Genomic DNA, 16,454 nt, shown 5'->3' on the forward strand with positions numbered 1-16,454 from the left:
ACCATTTTAATTTTCTTTATAAGGAGCGATTTATTTTGAAAAATAAAAAACAAACTTTAATACTTTCTGGTATCATTTTAATCTTGATTTTAGTGTTTTTTCTCATTTATCAATTTTTTATACAAAAAAACTTTAACTCTTTTAAAAAATCTATAGATCCTTATTTTAATATAATAAATTCTATTAATAATAGCATGAATACTTATACCTCTAATGATGGTATAGATGTGAAAAAGATACAAAAGAGCTTTAATACCGAAATAATAAAAACACTAATAAAAACTAAACTTTCAATCCAAAAGATAACTATTCCAGAAAAATTTAAACACAAACAACAATATTTATATAATGGAATAGAGTCAAATATTCTTTTATATAAACAAGCATACATAATTGCTACAAGTCCCCATAATAAAAATATAGATCAATCTTTAAAATCTTTACTAAAATATAGAAATAATACTAAAGATAATTATCAAATCATAAAAGATGATACTTTCACAATAAATTTTCCTTCTAATTTAGATAATTTTATTAATGCTGTAAATAAATTTGGTAATGATTCAATTCAAAAACAAAAACTATATGAGATTAAAAGTAAACAAAAATCTGAATTTGTTATGCAAATAAACGATATAAAAAATTCTTTTAAGGATAGACTATATAGTAATAATTATCTTGAAAACGCTAATAGAATTATTTTAGAAAATGGAGATTTTACTGAACTTTTATCTTCCATAGACAAAGATAAAATAATGATATCAGATTTTAAAGTAAGCTTATCAAAAGTGTCAATTCCTGAAAATGCTTCTATTATACACTCTAATCTTTATTCCTTATTAAAAAATTATGACCAATATCTACAAAATTTAAACTATGCAATTGATACTGATAAACTTACTATGAAACCCAAGTTTAAAAGAGACAAAGATGTACAAAAACTATTCAAAGAATTGACCAAAAATCTAGATGAAATAAAATCTTCATTTGCTAAATTTGAAGAGGAACTACAAAATTATTCAAAATAAATTTTTAAAATTTGTATTAAAAAAATATTTTTGGTTAAAATATCAATAGCCTAAGTAAATTAACCTCAATGAAAGGAGATTAAAAAAAGTGAAAAAAGGCATTTTAATTACTATGGTAATAAGTAGCTTTTTAGTATTTTGTTTTCCTACAACTGAAGCCTTAGGTTATTGTTCATATGAAAAAACTGAAATTTTGTATAGTGAAAAAGATGAAGCTAAAGCTGTTTTTAATAATACACATAGAGATGTAACTATTACAGACAAAGATATTTATCTTATGGCTCAAGTAGTATACGGTGAAAGTCGTGGTGAACCATTTCAAGGGAAAGTCGCTGTAGCATCTGTTATTTTAAATAGAGCTAAAAGCAAAAATTTCCCTAATAGTATTGATGGAGTTATAAAACAAAAAGGAGCTTTTTCTTGTGTAAAAAATGGAACTATTTCTGTAATTCCTAATGAAGAATGTTATAATGCAGTATTTGAAGCTCTAAAAGGCGATGATCCAACAAATCATGCTTTGTATTTTTATAATCCTAAGATAGCTACTTGTAGTTGGATGAAAAACACAAAAAAATCTAACGAAAAAGCCATAGGACAACATGTATTTTTTATAATTAACTAAAAAAGCTAAAAAAGTCCTCAAAATAATATTTATTGTTTTGAGGACTTTTTATTATATATATTCTAAATTATCTTTATGAATTTATTTCTTTATAAATTTATCTACATATACTTTTTATAAATGTTTTTTCACCAATTTAACCACTTCATTTTTAGGCCTAAAACCTATCATTCTATCTCTTAATTTTCCTTTATTAAAAACCATAAGTGTAGGTAAGTTTGTAACATTTAACATTTGAGCAAGTTGGGGGTTTTGATCCACATTTATTCTAACGAATTTAACTTTTCCACTCATTTCATCTGAAACTTGTGATAATATTGGCATTAACATTCTACATGGATTACACCATGGTGCCCAAAAATCTGCAACTACTATGTCCTTATCCGCCAATACCTCTTTATTAAAATTCATACCATTTACTTCTACCATCTTAACTCCTCCAGAAACAATTGTTATTTTGAATTAGTTTAGTTTTTTTAGGGCTATTTCATAAACTTTATATTTGTTATCATTTAATTTCCTATAGGTATTTGTTAAATAAATTAGAACATCCTTTATATAGTTTCCTTGTTTTATAAAACTTTTATCTGTATATTCCTTATAATATCTTTCATATATTCCAATAGCCTTTTCAATATTACCAATTTTGTTATAACATACACCTAACATATAAAGTCCATCTTCATAAGGAAAAACTCCTTTACCATATTTAATGCCTATATCATAGTATTCAATTGCTTCCTTAAACTTTCCTAATTTAGAATTATTTCTTCCCAAATTATAAAAATATTGTCCTGCTCCTCTATCCATAAAATTCTTTGTTTCATTTAATATAACCTTATCATTTAAATCTAATTCTTTATTACCCCACTTAGTCATAATCTTATCTAACTTAATAAAATCCTTCTTAGATAAATATGATTTTACCTCATTCCTAGGAAAATTTTTAATTTCTTGTTCTATTTCTTTCTTCTTTTTCTTTTCTTCCTCTATATTTTTTAATTGTTCTTCTTTCTTTTTACTTTCTAATTTCTTTTGTTCCTCAACTTTTCTTTTTTCTTCCACTTCTTGCTTTTTATTTTCAATAATATGATTCTCATCTTTCTTCGCTTTATTATCTTTATTTCTTATTTTAGCTACCCCATTTAATACATCATTCGGTTTTTTATAATTATAAAATTTAGTTCCTGAAAAAATACAAATAAGTAAAACTAAAATAATACTGGTACTAACAAAAATAGTCTTACCTTTTTCCTTTTTAAGAACACCTAAGTCTTGTAATTCTTTTTTCTTTTGTTTTGCTACTTTATTGTATCTATCTATATCTAATACTTTCTCCATAGCAGATATAGCTTTAACATATTCACCCTTTTTCATATAACATTTACATAATTCATTATTTACATTAATTTTATTAAAATCGCTTGTTCTAATACATTCTTCTAGACTTTCTATGGCCTCACTTATATTTAACTCATTAGCATACTTTAATGCCTTTATGTATAATTTCCACATTTCTTCATCATCTTTACTACTTAACAAGTACTTTTTAGATACCTCATCATGATTTCTTGTATAATTTAAATTCCATATTCTCCTTGCTCCATTCATATCTCCCTTAATATAATATAATAATCCTTTTAAATTAAGGAGGGAAGAGTCATCTAGGACTTCCTCTCCCCCTCTTGAACAAACTTCTAAAGCCTTTTCTATATTTCCACTATTATAATAATCTAGTGTTTTTTCATAAATCTCTATACTTTTACTCATAAAACTCCTCATTTTTCATAAATTCTTCTACTAAACTAAAATATACTGTAATAGCAAGTAAATCTGCTACTCCTCCTGGACTTAATCCTTCTCTTGAAAATCTTAGATCTAACTTTTCTAAAGCATCTCTACCTTCTATAGTTTCTACTCCACCTAACTCTAAAACAGCCTCGGCAGCTACTTGCACCTCACGTAACCTTGGTAATGGATGTCTATGTAATATTGTTGTATCCTCGCAAAAACACATTATATATATTAAAGTCTGTATAAGTCTTTCTCTATCTTGTAAATATTCATGTTGATTATAAAATTTAAGTGCTTTATCAAAAACAATTGGTAATCCTCTTTCAACTTCTCCCCTAATTCCCTCTATTCCGTATTGTGCAAATAACCTTTCACCGTAAGTAATTTTTTCTTGATCTTTTATATTTAATAATTCATTTTCTACTATTCCACTAGTCATATCTTTAATAACTTGTCTTATTTCACTAAAAGGTTTATTGTCATGTATTGCTTTACTTGTAGCTGCCAAACTAACCCCCATTAAAAATATCATTCCTTTATGTGTGTTAATATCGCATGTTTTTTTTAGCATTTTTTTCTCTGCATCAATGCCAATTCTTCTTATATCATCAAAAATCTCTTTATATGACTTATTTGAATATCCAGCTTCTACAAACTTACACATATATGGATTAATAGCTGCTATACTACTTAAAAAAGTATAGAAGTCCATATCCTTATGTGCTCCTGAAGATATTGGTGATACTAATCCTGGTGAGGGATATGCAGATATTTCATATAACATTGATTGTAAAGCAAACTCCCCTAATTTGTTTGTAATTTCCATTTTACCCAACTCCCCTTTTTCATAAAGCATATATTTTTTATAAGAATTTTTTATAAAATTAATAACTTCATTTTCAGTATGTCTTTTTGTCCTAACACAAACATGGGCTATGTCATTACACAGAAAACATTTTCTGAATCCATATCCTAATTCTCTTCTGCTAATAGAATTTCCACTTTCATTATATACATCTATATCTAAACATCTTCCTAGAATATGTTCTTCTTCTAACTTAGTAGTTATTTTTTTAAGTTTTAAAGGATTTTCATTACAAACAAATATTACTATAGGCCCTTCCGCTAAGTTTTTATCTTCTATACAGACGGCTTCATTCCTAATTATTTTATTTATATCATTATATTCTTTTACATTTCCTATCAGTTCTTCATGTATTAATTCTACATTATTTTGTCTTAATAACCTTACAATCTCCCTGTACATAACTTTTATAATACTTATACTAATTTTATTATACTTTTTTAACCCTGGGTAATTCACTCTCATAACAACAATATTTCCGTTATATTGTTGCATTAACTTTTCTTGAAGTTCAACTCTTTGCTCTCTGGCTATTAAAATATCTTCTGCCTTATACTCAACTGCATTCATCAAACATCTCACCCCACACAGCATTATAAATTATTAAAATCAATGAAGACTATTACTATCTTTTATTTTTTCTATTATTTTTTTTCCTTCTTCACTACATAAAAATTTAAATGTAACCATTGGTAAAAGATTTTTAGTATCTTTCAATCGTCCTTGTTTAAGTAATTCTCTAACTCTTGATGCACTAATTTTTTCCCCATCTTCAGCTTTTCTTTCTATAATTATAAGTTTTTTATTAAATTTTTTAAAGTTCTCTTTCAAAGTTTTATTATAAAACTCAGTTACCTTGCAAAAAGGTTCTTCACCAACAAACCTTTTTACTATATTAAATTTACTACAATAATATCTTAAAAAGATTTTACTATCCAAATCCGTATATGCATTTAATATATCGTTTTTTTCTCTTAAAAAATATGTTGGAAAAGTAGCTGAAGAAATTATGTATTCTCCGCCTTCTATTACTTTAACGTTTTTTAAATCTTTAACACCTTCCCTTACTAAATTATATCTTACTTTAAAAGGAAATAAAGATTTTTCTTCCTGAACTATAAATATCAAAACTTCTTCTGATTCCTTAGCTGCTTGTTCAATTAAATATCTATGTCCCAATGTAAACGGATTACAATTCATAACGATAGAAGCTCTTTCTTTTTTTTCGGTAAGTAGATATTTTTGTGATATTTTTTCTAGATACTTATCTATATTATAAATTCCACTTTCAAGTAAAGCCACTTTATTTACTTGTTCTACTAACTTGTAATTTAATCCAGTGAATATTGGTATATTTTCAGGTTTGGTAAAAATAAAGCTATGATAAATTCCTTCATCGAATAATTTATCATTTAAAGCTGTAATTAATTTTTCGCTTAAGCCTTCGCCCCTCAATTCATTACTTATTGCAAAACATTTAAGTACATTTCCACTTTTAGAACAAGTTCCTTTAATTTCTTCTCCTTGTCTTATTACTAAGGTATAATCTATGTTTTTATCTAAATCTAAGGAAAAAAAACTCAGAAATTTTTTTACCTCTAAAACATCTTCTTGATTATTTAAATTAACTTTCTCTATACAGAACTCGTACACGCTTTTCTCACCTACCAATATAAAAATTAATTTATTTGTTATATATATATAGTTTACGTTATTTAACCTTTAAAATCTATGATTAAATATTATAAAATTCATTTTATTTTTATTTATCACACTTTAAACTAATTTTCATATATTAAAATTAGGGTTAATTCAATCCGTAATAAGTCTCTCTTCTATATACTTAACTTCACACTTTAAAGGAGGAGTATATATGAGTAACAAAAAAAGAAAAAGCAGCTGCGATTGTAGTTGTAGATGTCACTGTTGTAGAAATAATTTTAATACATTAAATAATAATGGATGCTGTTCTTGTAACTGCAATTGCAATCCATCTTATTACGGTAACCAAAGTATGCTAAATTGCATATGTCAAAGCCCTATATTATTAATATTATTAGTAGTAATTTTATGTAGTGGTAGACGTTAGATATAAACATATCTAATTTCTATATAAATTTTTTATTTCCCCCTTATATTTTAAAAGCAGACTATCCCTAACTAGTCTGCTTTTTTACTTATTATTTTAACTATTATACGATTACTTAAAATTTATAGAAATACTTTCAAACCCCATATCTTGAAGTACACCTTTTAATAAAGTTTTGACTTCATTATTAGCCTTTTCTATATAACCCTCTTCTATCAGTTCCTTCTCCACCTTTTTTTGTTCTTTTCCTATTTCATCAATCATGTCTTGAGCACCATATCTGTTAAATACAGAATATGACTCATCGTATACTAATAAATTTTTAGTATCCGCAACATTATCTAAAACCTTGCAATTCTCCAAGCTAATATTAACTTTTTTTCTATCTGGACTAATAGTTATAGTTTTCTTTTTTAAATTAGTACCAAATTTAATATATCCGTTATATTTAATAATAAATGACTTTCCTGTAAAAGGTATAGAAAAATTTTTTATCTTCATACTATCCTTCAATGTTACTACTGAAGAATAATTATATTTTAATGAAGATAGTTCCGAAACCTTATCAATTTTGTCTGCAATAGTACTAGTGTCAATGGTCCTTGCTTTATTAATCTTCATACCACTAAAAAAAGATAGGGCAAACCCAACACACATTAGAGCAATAAAAAAACCGATTCTAATTTTAGGACATTTAAATAACTTATTTTTCTTATTTAATTCTGTATTATTTTTGTTTATATTATTGTTAATCTGCGGTCTTATGTCCATAACGAAATCTCTTCCCCCTTGAATATTATTAAACATTAATATTTTTAACCCTTTTTATTAAAATCATTTTACCATATTTAATCAGGAATTTAAAAGTTTACTCCATAATATAACTTATATGATTAAAACTAAAAAAATGTATTTATATTTAAGGTATTTTTAAAATTTTTAATAAAAAAATAAGAGCAGAAAATTATTAATTTCCTACTCTTAATCTGCTTGTACCTATATTTTTTTTAAAATGATATCAATTTTTTTATCTTTCTTATTCTTCTTGTCTTTTCCTTCCTTAACAAGTATCTTATCTATAAGTTCACCTAGAATTTCTTTTGAAAGAGTATTAGTTTCAAGTACTTCTTTTACCTTTTTTATATATATTTTAGATTTATCTATTCTTTGCATATCGCCTACAACTTTTTCTAAAATTTCCTTTTTTCTAAGTAATTTATTTCTTTTAATCATTAACTTACTTAGTTCTTTTCTTGACTTTATTTTTTCTTCTTGATCTAGTACCCCTTCTTCTATATCTAATATAACATCTTCAATTTTTGAATTTATTTTTGTTATTTTTTTCTCAATATGTCTCAAATTTTTTTCTAAATCCTCTTCTTCTGATGCAACTTTATATAGCATATCATCAAATTCTATTTTCTCTTTTTCCTTATTATAGAATTCTCTAAATTTTTGGAATACCAACTCTTTTAAATGTTCTTCTTTTACAGAATGGGCGGTACATCTATTCTTCCCTGATTGACTATTGCTACACTTATATCCTTTATAATTCTTTCTATAGCTCATAGCTCCTCCACATTCGTTGCAATTCAAAAGCGATGAAAATAAATGATATTCTCTTTTTATTGTAGTAAACATTTTAGATTTTTCTTTCATAATCTCTTGAACTTTAAAGAACTCTTCTTTACTAATTATACCTTGAAATTCTCCTCCATATATTCTCTCTTTTTCATTATTTAAAACGACCTTATTTCCTTCTATTCCCTTCCACTTATTTTGCACCATTATACCAGCATATTTTTCATTAATTAGAATAGACTTTATAGTATTTTTACTCCACAAACCAAATTTAGATCTATTAAAGTTTTTTAAATAAAAAGATGGTGTTTCAATACTTTTATCATTTAAATAACTGGCTATTTTTCCACAACCCCAGCCATTCAAATATAAAGTATATATTTTTTTAACTACCTCACTAGTTTCATCACCTCTGGGAACTAATTGTATAAACTTTTCCCCATTTTTATATACTTCATTAAAAAAATACCCATACGGTGGTCTACTAGCTATAGATGATCCTTTTTCCATCTTAATTCTTAAAGCTTTTTTCACACTTGCAGATATCTTATTGCTTAGATTTTCTCTTTTATCATTTTCTACATTAATTACATAGTCACTATTTTCCATATCTATACCCCCTTTTATAGTGAACTGTTGATATAGATTTTCATTTTCATCAATTAAATCATACTAAATGAGCATAGTATTGTCAATTTTCATATCATTATTAAAATATGTAAAATAAACACATTTTGTTCTTGTTATATAAAAACATCCCCCATTATATAAGTTGAAGGATGTTAAAATGATTTTTAAATTTAATCAAATATAGGCATTGATAAATACCTTTGACCTGTATCTGGAAGTATTACCACTATATTTTTCCCTTTATTTTCTTTACGTTTAGCTACTTCTACGGCTGCATAAATAGCTGCACCTGAAGAGATGCCTACAAAGATTCCTTCTGTTTTAACTATATTATTAGTAAATTCTATAGCTTTTTCGTTATCTATTTTAATTACTTCATCTATAAGATCCATATTCACATTTTTCGGAATAAATCCTGCTCCTATTCCTTGAATCTTATGTGCACCTGGTTTTTCTCCAGATAAAACAGCTGAAGTAGTTGGTTCAACAGCTATTATTTTTATTTGGGGATTTTTTTCTTTTAGCTTACGTCCATTTCCAGTAATAGTTCCTCCTGTTCCAACTCCTGCTATAAAAATATCTACTTTTCCATCTGTATCTCTCCAAATTTCTTCTGCAGTAGTCATACTATGAATTTCTGGATTTGCATCATTTTCAAACTGTTGCGGCATAAATGAATTAGGATTTTCCTTTAAAATTTCTTCTGCCTTCTTTATTGACCCACTCATTCCTTCTGCTCCTGGAGTTAATACAAGTTGTGCTCCATAAGCTTTTAATATATTTCTTCTTTCCACACTCATTGTATCAGGCATAGTTAGTATAAGTTTGTATCCTTTAATAGCTGCTATGAATGCAAGTCCAACACCAGTATTTCCACTAGTTGGCTCAACTATTACTGTATCCTTATTTATTTTCCCTTCTCTTTCTGCTTTTTCTATCATAGCTAAAGCTGCCCTATCTTTAATACTACCTGCTGGGTTAAAATATTCTACTTTAGCAATAATGTTTGCCTCCAACTCATTTTGTTTTTCAATTTTAGAAAGCCTAACTAATGGAGTATTTCCTATTAATTCTATAAGATTATTATAAATTTTTGACATATTTATCCCCTCCTAATTTATATGTAATACATAATAATGTCTTCTTGGTTTTCTTTATATTTTTGTGCTAAAAATTCTAAGGTAATTTCATCAGTAAAATCATTAATAGTCTTATTTAACTTTTTCCATAAATTTTCTGCAATACATTTATCTAAATTATCCATATTATGTTCTTCTACATTAACAGCTCTTATTTCTCCTTCTACTACTCTTAATATTTCACCTATGGTTATCTCTTTAGCCCCTTTAACTAATGTATATCCACCTTGAGCACCTTTTACTCCCTTTATTAACCCACCCTTTCTCAATAAAGAAAATATTTGTTCCAGATATCTTTCAGATATACTTTGTCTTTCGCAAATACTTTTTAAGGTTACCTTATCTTTTTCTGAATAAATAGCCAGGTCTACCATGGCCTTTATTCCATATATACCTTTAGTTGAAATTTTCATAATTAATTCATTTTCTCCCGTTATTTTTATATCATTTTCCTATAGATTTACTAGGTTTTATGTTTTAATTAAAATTATTTTATAGCACACATTGCCTAAAGTCAACAAAAAATTTTATTTATTCTCAAAATTTTTAAAAAAGATTACTTGTAAATATGGATTAACTTACAAGTAACCTTTATAACAAATTCTATTTCTTATTTGCATCATATTTATTATTTATTTTACCAAAGAACAATATCAATCCCACTATAGCAAAAATCAGTGTATATACCCCCAAAATTTTCAAACTATTACCTGTTGATAAACTTAAGCCATTCCAACTATACTGCATTAACTTAACTGCATGAGTTGTTGGAAGTACATATGCTACCTTTCTTGCACCTTCATTCATAATTTCTATTGGAAAAGTAAATCCTCCAAGGGTAATTAAAATAACATATATTATCATATATCCAAACATATGAATATTATTAAAAACTAAAGTTAAACAGTAACACATTAAAAAAGACAAAGTATATGCACTAATAACATTTATAAAATTAGTTCCAGTAAAACTCACATTAAAGACAAGTTTAGATAATCCTAGTAACACTAAAGATGATATTAAGGTAACTATAAATACAGAAACCATGTTAGCTAAAATAAACTTAAATTTTCCTTTTTTTCTATGAAGAATTGTATCTGTATCTATGTTTTCCTTTCTCCATATAAAGGCCTTATTAACTCTATCAACTGTAATTATTAACATATTCATAAATATCATCATAAACAAGCAAAAATTATGATTTTCAATTTTTACTCCATTTAACATCATAGGATCTTTAATAAATATTATTTCTAAAGTATAAAGAAGAAAAACCACTGCCATAACAAAAACAGATATAAATTTTTGATCCCTTATTTTTGTAAACTCCTCTTTTAATAAAGTATTAAAAGATTTCATTTCAATCTCCCCATTCTTTTAAAATTTGTGTTTCATTGTATTCTCTTTATACTTATATGTTATTCTTATGCTATTAATTTGGTTATACCTATATGTAAAGACCATAATAAATAAAAAACTATCTAAAAATAAACCTTAGATAGTTTTTTGAATAAAATATTATATTTTAACCTAATTTATTTTGTTAAACTTAAATTGTGCGACCCAAAACAACACAAATGAATATACTAAAGGTTTTATGCCATATATTAAAACTTCCTTTATTCCCAATACATCAAAATTGGAGAAAAATATGTTTAAAATTCCTAGATGTTTTCCTTTAGTAAGCGTTCCTATAATACTATATCCCACTAATATAACTATAGAGAATGCACAATTAGATGTTAATACTATGGATAAAAAACCTAAAGCTGAAAAAAACAATCCTTCTATTAAAAATTGAACATATAAGTTCAACCATACATTTTCTTTTGTTATAAGTTGAATCGATAGTACATATAACAAAACTGAAATAGCGTATACTATATAAAAAATTAAAACTCGTTTTATTCCAAGCTCTTTTCGTTTAACTGGATAAGTAAAAATAACTTCATATCCACCCTCTTGTATTATATCAACAAATAAGAATATACTAATCCAACCTGCACTCATTGGTACAAAGGTTTCTGAGATTTCTAATATATGCATCCATTTTTGGGGATCATTTAAATATGCCCTTAGAAATATACAAGATACTATACACATAAGAAAAGGAAAAACAATATTCACACCTAAATTTTTCACATCAAACTCTAAATTATTTATCAACATACTCTTGGATTTATAACAACTATTCATCTATACTTCTCCCTGTAATATAAAGATAGGCCTCTTCTAAAGTAGGGGAAATCTTAATAGCACCTTTAGGTATAAATGGACTTTGTTCTTTAATTAAAAATCTTACTTTATAACCTTCTGATAGTGTTTTTAATGAAATTATTTTTACCTCACCAGAAATTTCATCAACTTCTTCCTTAGGCATTTGTATTTCAAAAACTTTATCCTGAGCCTTTTTTAATATATCTATCATACTTCCAGTAAATAGGATTTTACCTTTTTCAAGTATTGCTAGTTTATCACAAGTAGCTTCAATATCTTCAATTATATGCGTTGATATTATAACTATTTTATCCTTACTTATATCTTTAAGCATATTTCTAAATTGTATTCTGTTTTCTGGATCTAATCCAGCCGTAGGTTCATCTACTACAAGAATACGTGGATTTCCTAAAATAGCTTGTGCTATTCCAACTCTCCTTATCATTCCCCCTGAAAGTTCCTGAACTTTCTTTTCTCTATCCGGTTCTAAATTAAGTTTTTTAATAACATAATCAACTTGTTCTTTAACATTTTCCACACCTTTCATTATTGCCATATGCTCTAAAGCTTCTTCAACCTTTAATCTTTTATACATTGAAAAATGTTGTGGAAGATATCCTATAATTTTTCTTACTTTCTCTCCATTTTTCCAGTCAATATCTCCATAAGCTATAGTTCCTTCTTGTATAGGCAATAAAGTAGTTATTGTTCTCATTAAAGTAGTCTTTCCTGCTCCATTAGGACCTAAGAGTCCAAACATTCCATTTCCTATACTTAAATTCACATTTTTTAAGGCATTACACTTACCATAATTTTTACTAACTCCTTTAATTTGTAATTCCATAAGAAAATTCCCCCAAATATATATTCTATTTTTTTAACAAAGTATTTACTTCCATACTCACCTTTTTTATATCTATATTTTTTTCCTTACTAGCTTTAATTAGCACTTTTAAAACTTCATTAAATTTGTCATCATCTTTCTTTCTTATGGTAGTTACTAGGGCTTTTTCAAGATTATATTTAACGCCATCTCTATTACTTGATTGTGACTCTCCCTCAATTTTACCTTGTAAGAATCCTACATCATTATTAATCTTTATATTCTCTTGATCTCTTAGTGACATAATTATTAGATCTTTTATATATTGTTGATCCTCATTTTTTATAGCTTGTCTTAAATAATTACCTAAAATATTGTTTTCTATATCTTCCTCATTAAATGGTATCGTTGTTGTATCATTATCAACTTTAACGATTAATATATCATTATCTCTAAAAATGTCATCTCCTAGTGAAGAACCTTCATCATAAATAGGCATAAATAAAATTTTCTTTATGTTGCTAAGTCCCTCTATATCTAAATCAAACTTTTTATTTAACTTATCTACACTATTATCATACTTATCTATAAATTTTTTAGCATTTTCTCTTGAATTTTCTTGTATACTTGGATAACAGTAAGTTATATTTTTATACTTATCCTCTGTAATCATTCCTCTATATAGTGTAACTCCCTTACAATTTGTTCCTTTAAATTGATTTGATCCTACAGATTCTAAATTACTATATACCTTTTTATTTCCTTCTATATTAACTGTAAAATCAGCTTTATAACTTAAATCATTTGTAAATAATCCACTATTATTAAAGTCTGTCATAGATGGGGCTATAATATTACTAGGATAATAATTAAAATAATTTGGTAGAATAATCATATCCTTATTTACACTAAATAATGGTGATGATTCATTATCATATATAAACGTAATCTCTTTACTTTCTCCCTTTTTTAAGGACTTATCTAATAAAACCGTAATAAAATCTCCATCTCTCTTAAATGTTAAAGCTTTATTAGTATCATCTAAAACTTTTTTTATATTAAATCCGTTATACAATGAAAATTGTAAGCTCTTTAGATTTTCTCTAGGCATAATATACATTTTAGTTTCAAATTCTTCAGTCTTATCTTCACGCAAAATAATGTTACATTTTTTTATATCAAATTTGACAGTATTTTCTGAAAATTGTTTGTTCAAACTATAATAAATAACGTCTTTTTTTTCTCCGTCACCAAAATATATTAAAGATTTTACAGTTGGTAAATTTCTTTTATATATATTAAATGTTGGTACAACTATGCCTATGGTAATCAATACTATTGCTATACTAGATTTTTTACTATTAATTAAATTAATAATCAATAATATAGATAATCCTACCATAAAAATTAAAACTCTTTGTACTAAATTGAACCCTTGTATTGGCATACCTGTCATGATATTAATACCAGAATTAATGTCATACTGTCCTAAATTTAAAAAATATTGAACTGCCCTTAAATCTAAACTAACAATATCTACAATACTCTTAAATATATATCCATTTAACGGAATAGATGTGAACCATATAATCAGCATAAGAAGATAAGATATTTTACTTTTAACAATGTAACCTATTATCATACCTATTATAGCTTCTATAAACAATGATAATAAATAATATATAATAAAATACATTATGCTTTGTTTATAAAATATACTAGGAGCGCCCTTAATTGCAGAACATATAAATATACTAATCATACAGAAAAATATAACTGACAGTATTAAGCTAAGTAGAGTTAATAATTTTCCTATTAATTTAATAATCTTACCTCTATAAATAGAAAAAAATACCTCATCTAAATTATATTGTTGTTCTTCTTTAGCTAAATAAAATCCTAAAACCATAAATAAAAGCATAAGAACCATTGGCACAAAACTACTTGCTCGTAAAACATCCCAAATTTCATATTCAAAAAATATACTGGTAACATACACATACCAACAATATATGCAAATTATAGGAATAATAAATTTAATTGCTTTAATTCTAAAAATATTTTTAAATTCTATTTTTATACAATTAAATATACTTCTAATGGAATTCATGTTCCTTTCCCCCTAAATAATTAATTAAACATATTATAAATTTAATACTGCTCAATAAGTCCTATCCTCTTATGTTTTTGAAATTCACTTCTACAACTTCATAATACTGATTTCTTATTTTAGTTAATTATACTTATTATATACTTATAATATATATTTTAACATTTAAAACTATTTTTGTTGTATATTTTTTATTTATAGTACGTAGAAATAAAAGGAGTTACAGTTTATATTTTTCAATAAACCATAACTCCTTTTAACAGATAAAATTATCTTGTAAAATTATAAGGTTTTTATTTCCCTAACATCAAATCCTAAATCTTCTATCTCATTTTTTATTATTTCATCTGTCACACTTCCATCAGTACTAAATTCAGCTAGATTTTGACTTAACTTAACTTGTACATCTGATGTACCACTAATTTGTGAAAGTGCATTTGTAACACGTTTAACACAATGGTCACAACTCATACCATCAATTAGAACTATTTTTTTCATATTAACACTCCTTTATAACTTTTTTACATTATTATAAATAAAGAATGAAAATCTATTATAGTTTAATTATACTTCTTTATAGACTCTTTTACCAACTTAGAGAATTTATCCCTATCAACTTCTACTGCTACCTCTGCATTACATTGTTTTCCAGAAACACTATATATGTCAACAACTGTCTTTCCTCTTGTTATTTCCCCTTGAGTTTCTATATCTACATGATATTTCTTTGTTTTTACTATAGATTCATCAATAACATATGATAAAGCACATGGATCATGCATTATTATGCCGTCAAAACCACAATTAGCATAGAATGGTTTTACAAAGTCGAATATTTCCGCGGCAATTTTCCCCTTTTCACCATATTGTTCAATTTCTCTTATTTCATCTTCATATAATTTAGCTTGATGAGTAGCATCTAACCCTACCATGACTAAGTTTAAACCTGCCTCAAATACTATTCTAGCAGCTTCTGGATCGGCATAAATATTGAACTCTGCTGATGGTGTATCATTTCCACCATTTATTGCACCGCCCATTATTACTAATCTTTTTATCTTTTCTTTTACATCTGGATATCTTAATAATAATGTAGCTATGTTAGTTAAAGGACCTATAGCTACAATCTCTAATTCACCATTGCAAGCCATTGCTTCTTCATATATAGTATCTACAGCGTTCTTTTCATAGAACTTCTTATCTGTTTCAGGTAATACTGTATTTCCTATTCCTGACTCACCATGAACAAAGTCTGCTAAGAATATCTCTCTTTGCATTGGTCTTATAGATCCTCTAGCAACCTTAACATCTTTTCCTAAAAAACTTACTAATCTTAAAGCATTATTAGAAACCTTTTCAATTGTTTGATTTCCTGAAACTGTTGTTATAGCTCGTACATCTAATTTATCACAAACTAATCCCATCATTATAGCGATAGTATCATCTGTACCTGGATCACAATCTATTATTATTGGCTTTCTTTTATTCATTTTAATTACACCTCTTTATGTTTTTTTAATGAACCTAGTCTTATTTATTTTCAAAAAAGGCGACTT

Annotated in this window: 17 protein-coding genes; 3 read left to right on the forward strand and 14 right to left on the reverse strand. The window is 26.1% G+C overall.

Annotated features, from left to right (window positions below; translation table 11 throughout):
* Window positions 1-35 precede the first annotated feature (35 nt).
* Together QOZ93_RS08850 and QOZ93_RS08855 are read left to right on the forward strand one after the other, a co-directional pair.
* Window positions 36-1,028: a hypothetical protein gene (locus tag QOZ93_RS08850; RefSeq protein WP_307355952.1), complete on the forward strand. Its 993-nt coding sequence runs from the start codon at window positions 36-38 to the stop codon at window positions 1,026-1,028.
* 88 nt (window positions 1,029-1,116) lie between these two features.
* Window positions 1,117-1,650 carry a cell wall hydrolase gene (locus tag QOZ93_RS08855; protein ID WP_307355953.1) on the forward strand — a complete coding sequence of 178 codons (534 nt, stop codon included), beginning with the start codon at window positions 1,117-1,119 and terminating at the stop codon, window positions 1,648-1,650.
* Window positions 1,651-1,764: 114 nt separating this feature from the next.
* On the opposite strand, the gene trxA is transcribed toward QOZ93_RS08855, so the two are convergent.
* From trxA to citC, 4 genes are read right to left on the reverse strand one after another with little or no spacing between them, the layout of a single operon-like run.
* The gene (gene trxA, locus QOZ93_RS08860; protein ID WP_111940349.1) at window positions 1,765-2,079 is read right to left on the reverse strand and encodes a thioredoxin; all 315 of its coding nucleotides are present in this window, start codon (window positions 2,077-2,079) and stop codon (window positions 1,765-1,767) included.
* A gap of 33 nt (window positions 2,080-2,112) precedes the next feature.
* Complete coding sequence (locus QOZ93_RS08865) at window positions 2,113-3,420, reverse strand: tetratricopeptide repeat protein (protein WP_307355954.1); 1,308 nt, start codon at window positions 3,418-3,420, stop codon at window positions 2,113-2,115.
* Window positions 3,413-4,879, reverse strand: a complete 1,467-nt coding sequence (citG, locus tag QOZ93_RS08870) for a triphosphoribosyl-dephospho-CoA synthase CitG (RefSeq protein WP_307355996.1) — start codon at window positions 4,877-4,879, stop codon at window positions 3,413-3,415. The genes QOZ93_RS08865 and citG overlap by 8 nt, the downstream gene beginning before the upstream one ends.
* A 39-nt stretch (window positions 4,880-4,918) precedes the next feature.
* A complete protein-coding gene (citC, locus tag QOZ93_RS08875; RefSeq protein ID WP_307355955.1) occupies window positions 4,919-5,962 on the reverse strand; it encodes a [citrate (pro-3S)-lyase] ligase in 1,044 nt (347 codons plus the stop codon).
* Between the two features lie 220 nt (window positions 5,963-6,182).
* Here citC and QOZ93_RS08880 point away from each other — a divergent pair, with 220 nt between their 5' ends.
* Window positions 6,183-6,398, forward strand: a complete 216-nt coding sequence (locus tag QOZ93_RS08880; RefSeq protein ID WP_307355956.1) for a hypothetical protein — start codon at window positions 6,183-6,185, stop codon at window positions 6,396-6,398.
* Window positions 6,399-6,509: 111 nt separating this feature from the next.
* Here QOZ93_RS08880 and QOZ93_RS08885 read toward each other — a convergent pair whose 3' ends face one another.
* The 10 genes from QOZ93_RS08885 to QOZ93_RS08930 all read right to left on the reverse strand — a co-directional run bounded on the left by QOZ93_RS08885 (window position 6,510) and on the right by QOZ93_RS08930 (window position 16,388).
* Entirely contained in the window at window positions 6,510-7,169 is a 660-nt protein-coding gene (locus QOZ93_RS08885; protein ID WP_307355957.1) for a DUF4230 domain-containing protein, read from the reverse strand.
* 225 nt (window positions 7,170-7,394) lie between these two features.
* Entirely contained in the window at window positions 7,395-8,588 is a 1,194-nt protein-coding gene (locus tag QOZ93_RS08890; RefSeq protein WP_307355958.1) for a recombinase family protein, read from the reverse strand.
* A 191-nt stretch (window positions 8,589-8,779) separates the two neighbouring features.
* Window positions 8,780-9,709 carry a cysteine synthase A gene (cysK, locus tag QOZ93_RS08895; protein WP_307355959.1) on the reverse strand — a complete coding sequence of 310 codons (930 nt, stop codon included), beginning with the start codon at window positions 9,707-9,709 and terminating at the stop codon, window positions 8,780-8,782.
* A gap of 17 nt (window positions 9,710-9,726) precedes the next feature.
* A complete protein-coding gene (locus QOZ93_RS08900; protein ID WP_307355960.1) occupies window positions 9,727-10,161 on the reverse strand; it encodes an RrF2 family transcriptional regulator in 435 nt (144 codons plus the stop codon).
* A gap of 190 nt (window positions 10,162-10,351) precedes the next feature.
* Window positions 10,352-11,107, reverse strand: coding sequence for an ABC transporter permease (locus QOZ93_RS08905; protein ID WP_307355961.1), 756 nt, complete (start codon window positions 11,105-11,107; stop codon window positions 10,352-10,354).
* Window positions 11,108-11,278: 171 nt separating this feature from the next.
* Complete coding sequence (locus tag QOZ93_RS08910) at window positions 11,279-11,917, reverse strand: hypothetical protein (RefSeq protein WP_307355962.1); 639 nt, start codon at window positions 11,915-11,917, stop codon at window positions 11,279-11,281.
* Between the two features lie 19 nt (window positions 11,918-11,936).
* Window positions 11,937-12,809 (reverse strand): ABC transporter ATP-binding protein, encoded by an 873-nt coding sequence (locus tag QOZ93_RS08915; RefSeq protein ID WP_307355963.1) that lies wholly within the window; start codon window positions 12,807-12,809, stop codon window positions 11,937-11,939.
* A 25-nt stretch (window positions 12,810-12,834) separates the two neighbouring features.
* A complete protein-coding gene (locus tag QOZ93_RS08920) occupies window positions 12,835-14,898 on the reverse strand; it encodes a hypothetical protein (protein WP_307355964.1) in 2,064 nt (687 codons plus the stop codon).
* Between the two features lie 282 nt (window positions 14,899-15,180).
* Window positions 15,181-15,396, reverse strand: a complete 216-nt coding sequence (locus QOZ93_RS08925; RefSeq protein ID WP_111940327.1) for a heavy-metal-associated domain-containing protein — start codon at window positions 15,394-15,396, stop codon at window positions 15,181-15,183.
* A 62-nt stretch (window positions 15,397-15,458) separates the two neighbouring features.
* Window positions 15,459-16,388, reverse strand: a complete 930-nt coding sequence (locus QOZ93_RS08930; protein ID WP_307355965.1) for a nucleoside hydrolase — start codon at window positions 16,386-16,388, stop codon at window positions 15,459-15,461.
* Window positions 16,389-16,454 lie beyond the last annotated feature (66 nt).

The organism is Hathewaya limosa, assembly GCF_030815255.1.
Classification (GTDB): Bacteria; Bacillota; Clostridia; order Clostridiales; family Clostridiaceae; genus Hathewaya; species Hathewaya limosa.

Excerpts from the sequence above, each read along its gene's own strand:
- trxA (WP_111940349.1), bottom strand. The coding sequence starts at position 2,079 with ATGGTAGAAGTAAATGGTATGAATTTTAATAAAGAGGTATTGGCGGAT.
- QOZ93_RS08865 (WP_307355954.1), bottom strand. The coding sequence starts at position 3,420 with ATGAGTAAAAGTATAGAGATTTATGAAAAAACACTAGATTATTATAAT.
- citG (WP_307355996.1), bottom strand. The coding sequence starts at position 4,879 with ATGAATGCAGTTGAGTATAAGGCAGAAGATATTTTAATAGCCAGAGAG.
- QOZ93_RS08880 (WP_307355956.1), top strand. The coding sequence starts at position 6,183 with ATGAGTAACAAAAAAAGAAAAAGCAGCTGCGATTGTAGTTGTAGATGT.
- QOZ93_RS08885 (WP_307355957.1), bottom strand. The coding sequence starts at position 7,169 with ATGGACATAAGACCGCAGATTAACAATAATATAAACAAAAATAATACA.
- QOZ93_RS08890 (WP_307355958.1), bottom strand. The coding sequence starts at position 8,588 with ATGGAAAATAGTGACTATGTAATTAATGTAGAAAATGATAAAAGAGAA.
- cysK (WP_307355959.1), bottom strand. The coding sequence starts at position 9,709 with ATGTCAAAAATTTATAATAATCTTATAGAATTAATAGGAAATACTCCA.
- QOZ93_RS08900 (WP_307355960.1), bottom strand. The coding sequence starts at position 10,161 with ATGAAAATTTCAACTAAAGGTATATATGGAATAAAGGCCATGGTAGAC.
- QOZ93_RS08905 (WP_307355961.1), bottom strand. The coding sequence starts at position 11,107 with ATGAAATCTTTTAATACTTTATTAAAAGAGGAGTTTACAAAAATAAGG.
- QOZ93_RS08910 (WP_307355962.1), bottom strand. The coding sequence starts at position 11,917 with ATGTTGATAAATAATTTAGAGTTTGATGTGAAAAATTTAGGTGTGAAT.
- QOZ93_RS08915 (WP_307355963.1), bottom strand. The coding sequence starts at position 12,809 with ATGGAATTACAAATTAAAGGAGTTAGTAAAAATTATGGTAAGTGTAAT.
- QOZ93_RS08920 (WP_307355964.1), bottom strand. The coding sequence starts at position 14,898 with ATGAATTCCATTAGAAGTATATTTAATTGTATAAAAATAGAATTTAAA.
- QOZ93_RS08925 (WP_111940327.1), bottom strand. The coding sequence starts at position 15,396 with ATGAAAAAAATAGTTCTAATTGATGGTATGAGTTGTGACCATTGTGTT.
- QOZ93_RS08930 (WP_307355965.1), bottom strand. The coding sequence starts at position 16,388 with ATGAATAAAAGAAAGCCAATAATAATAGATTGTGATCCAGGTACAGAT.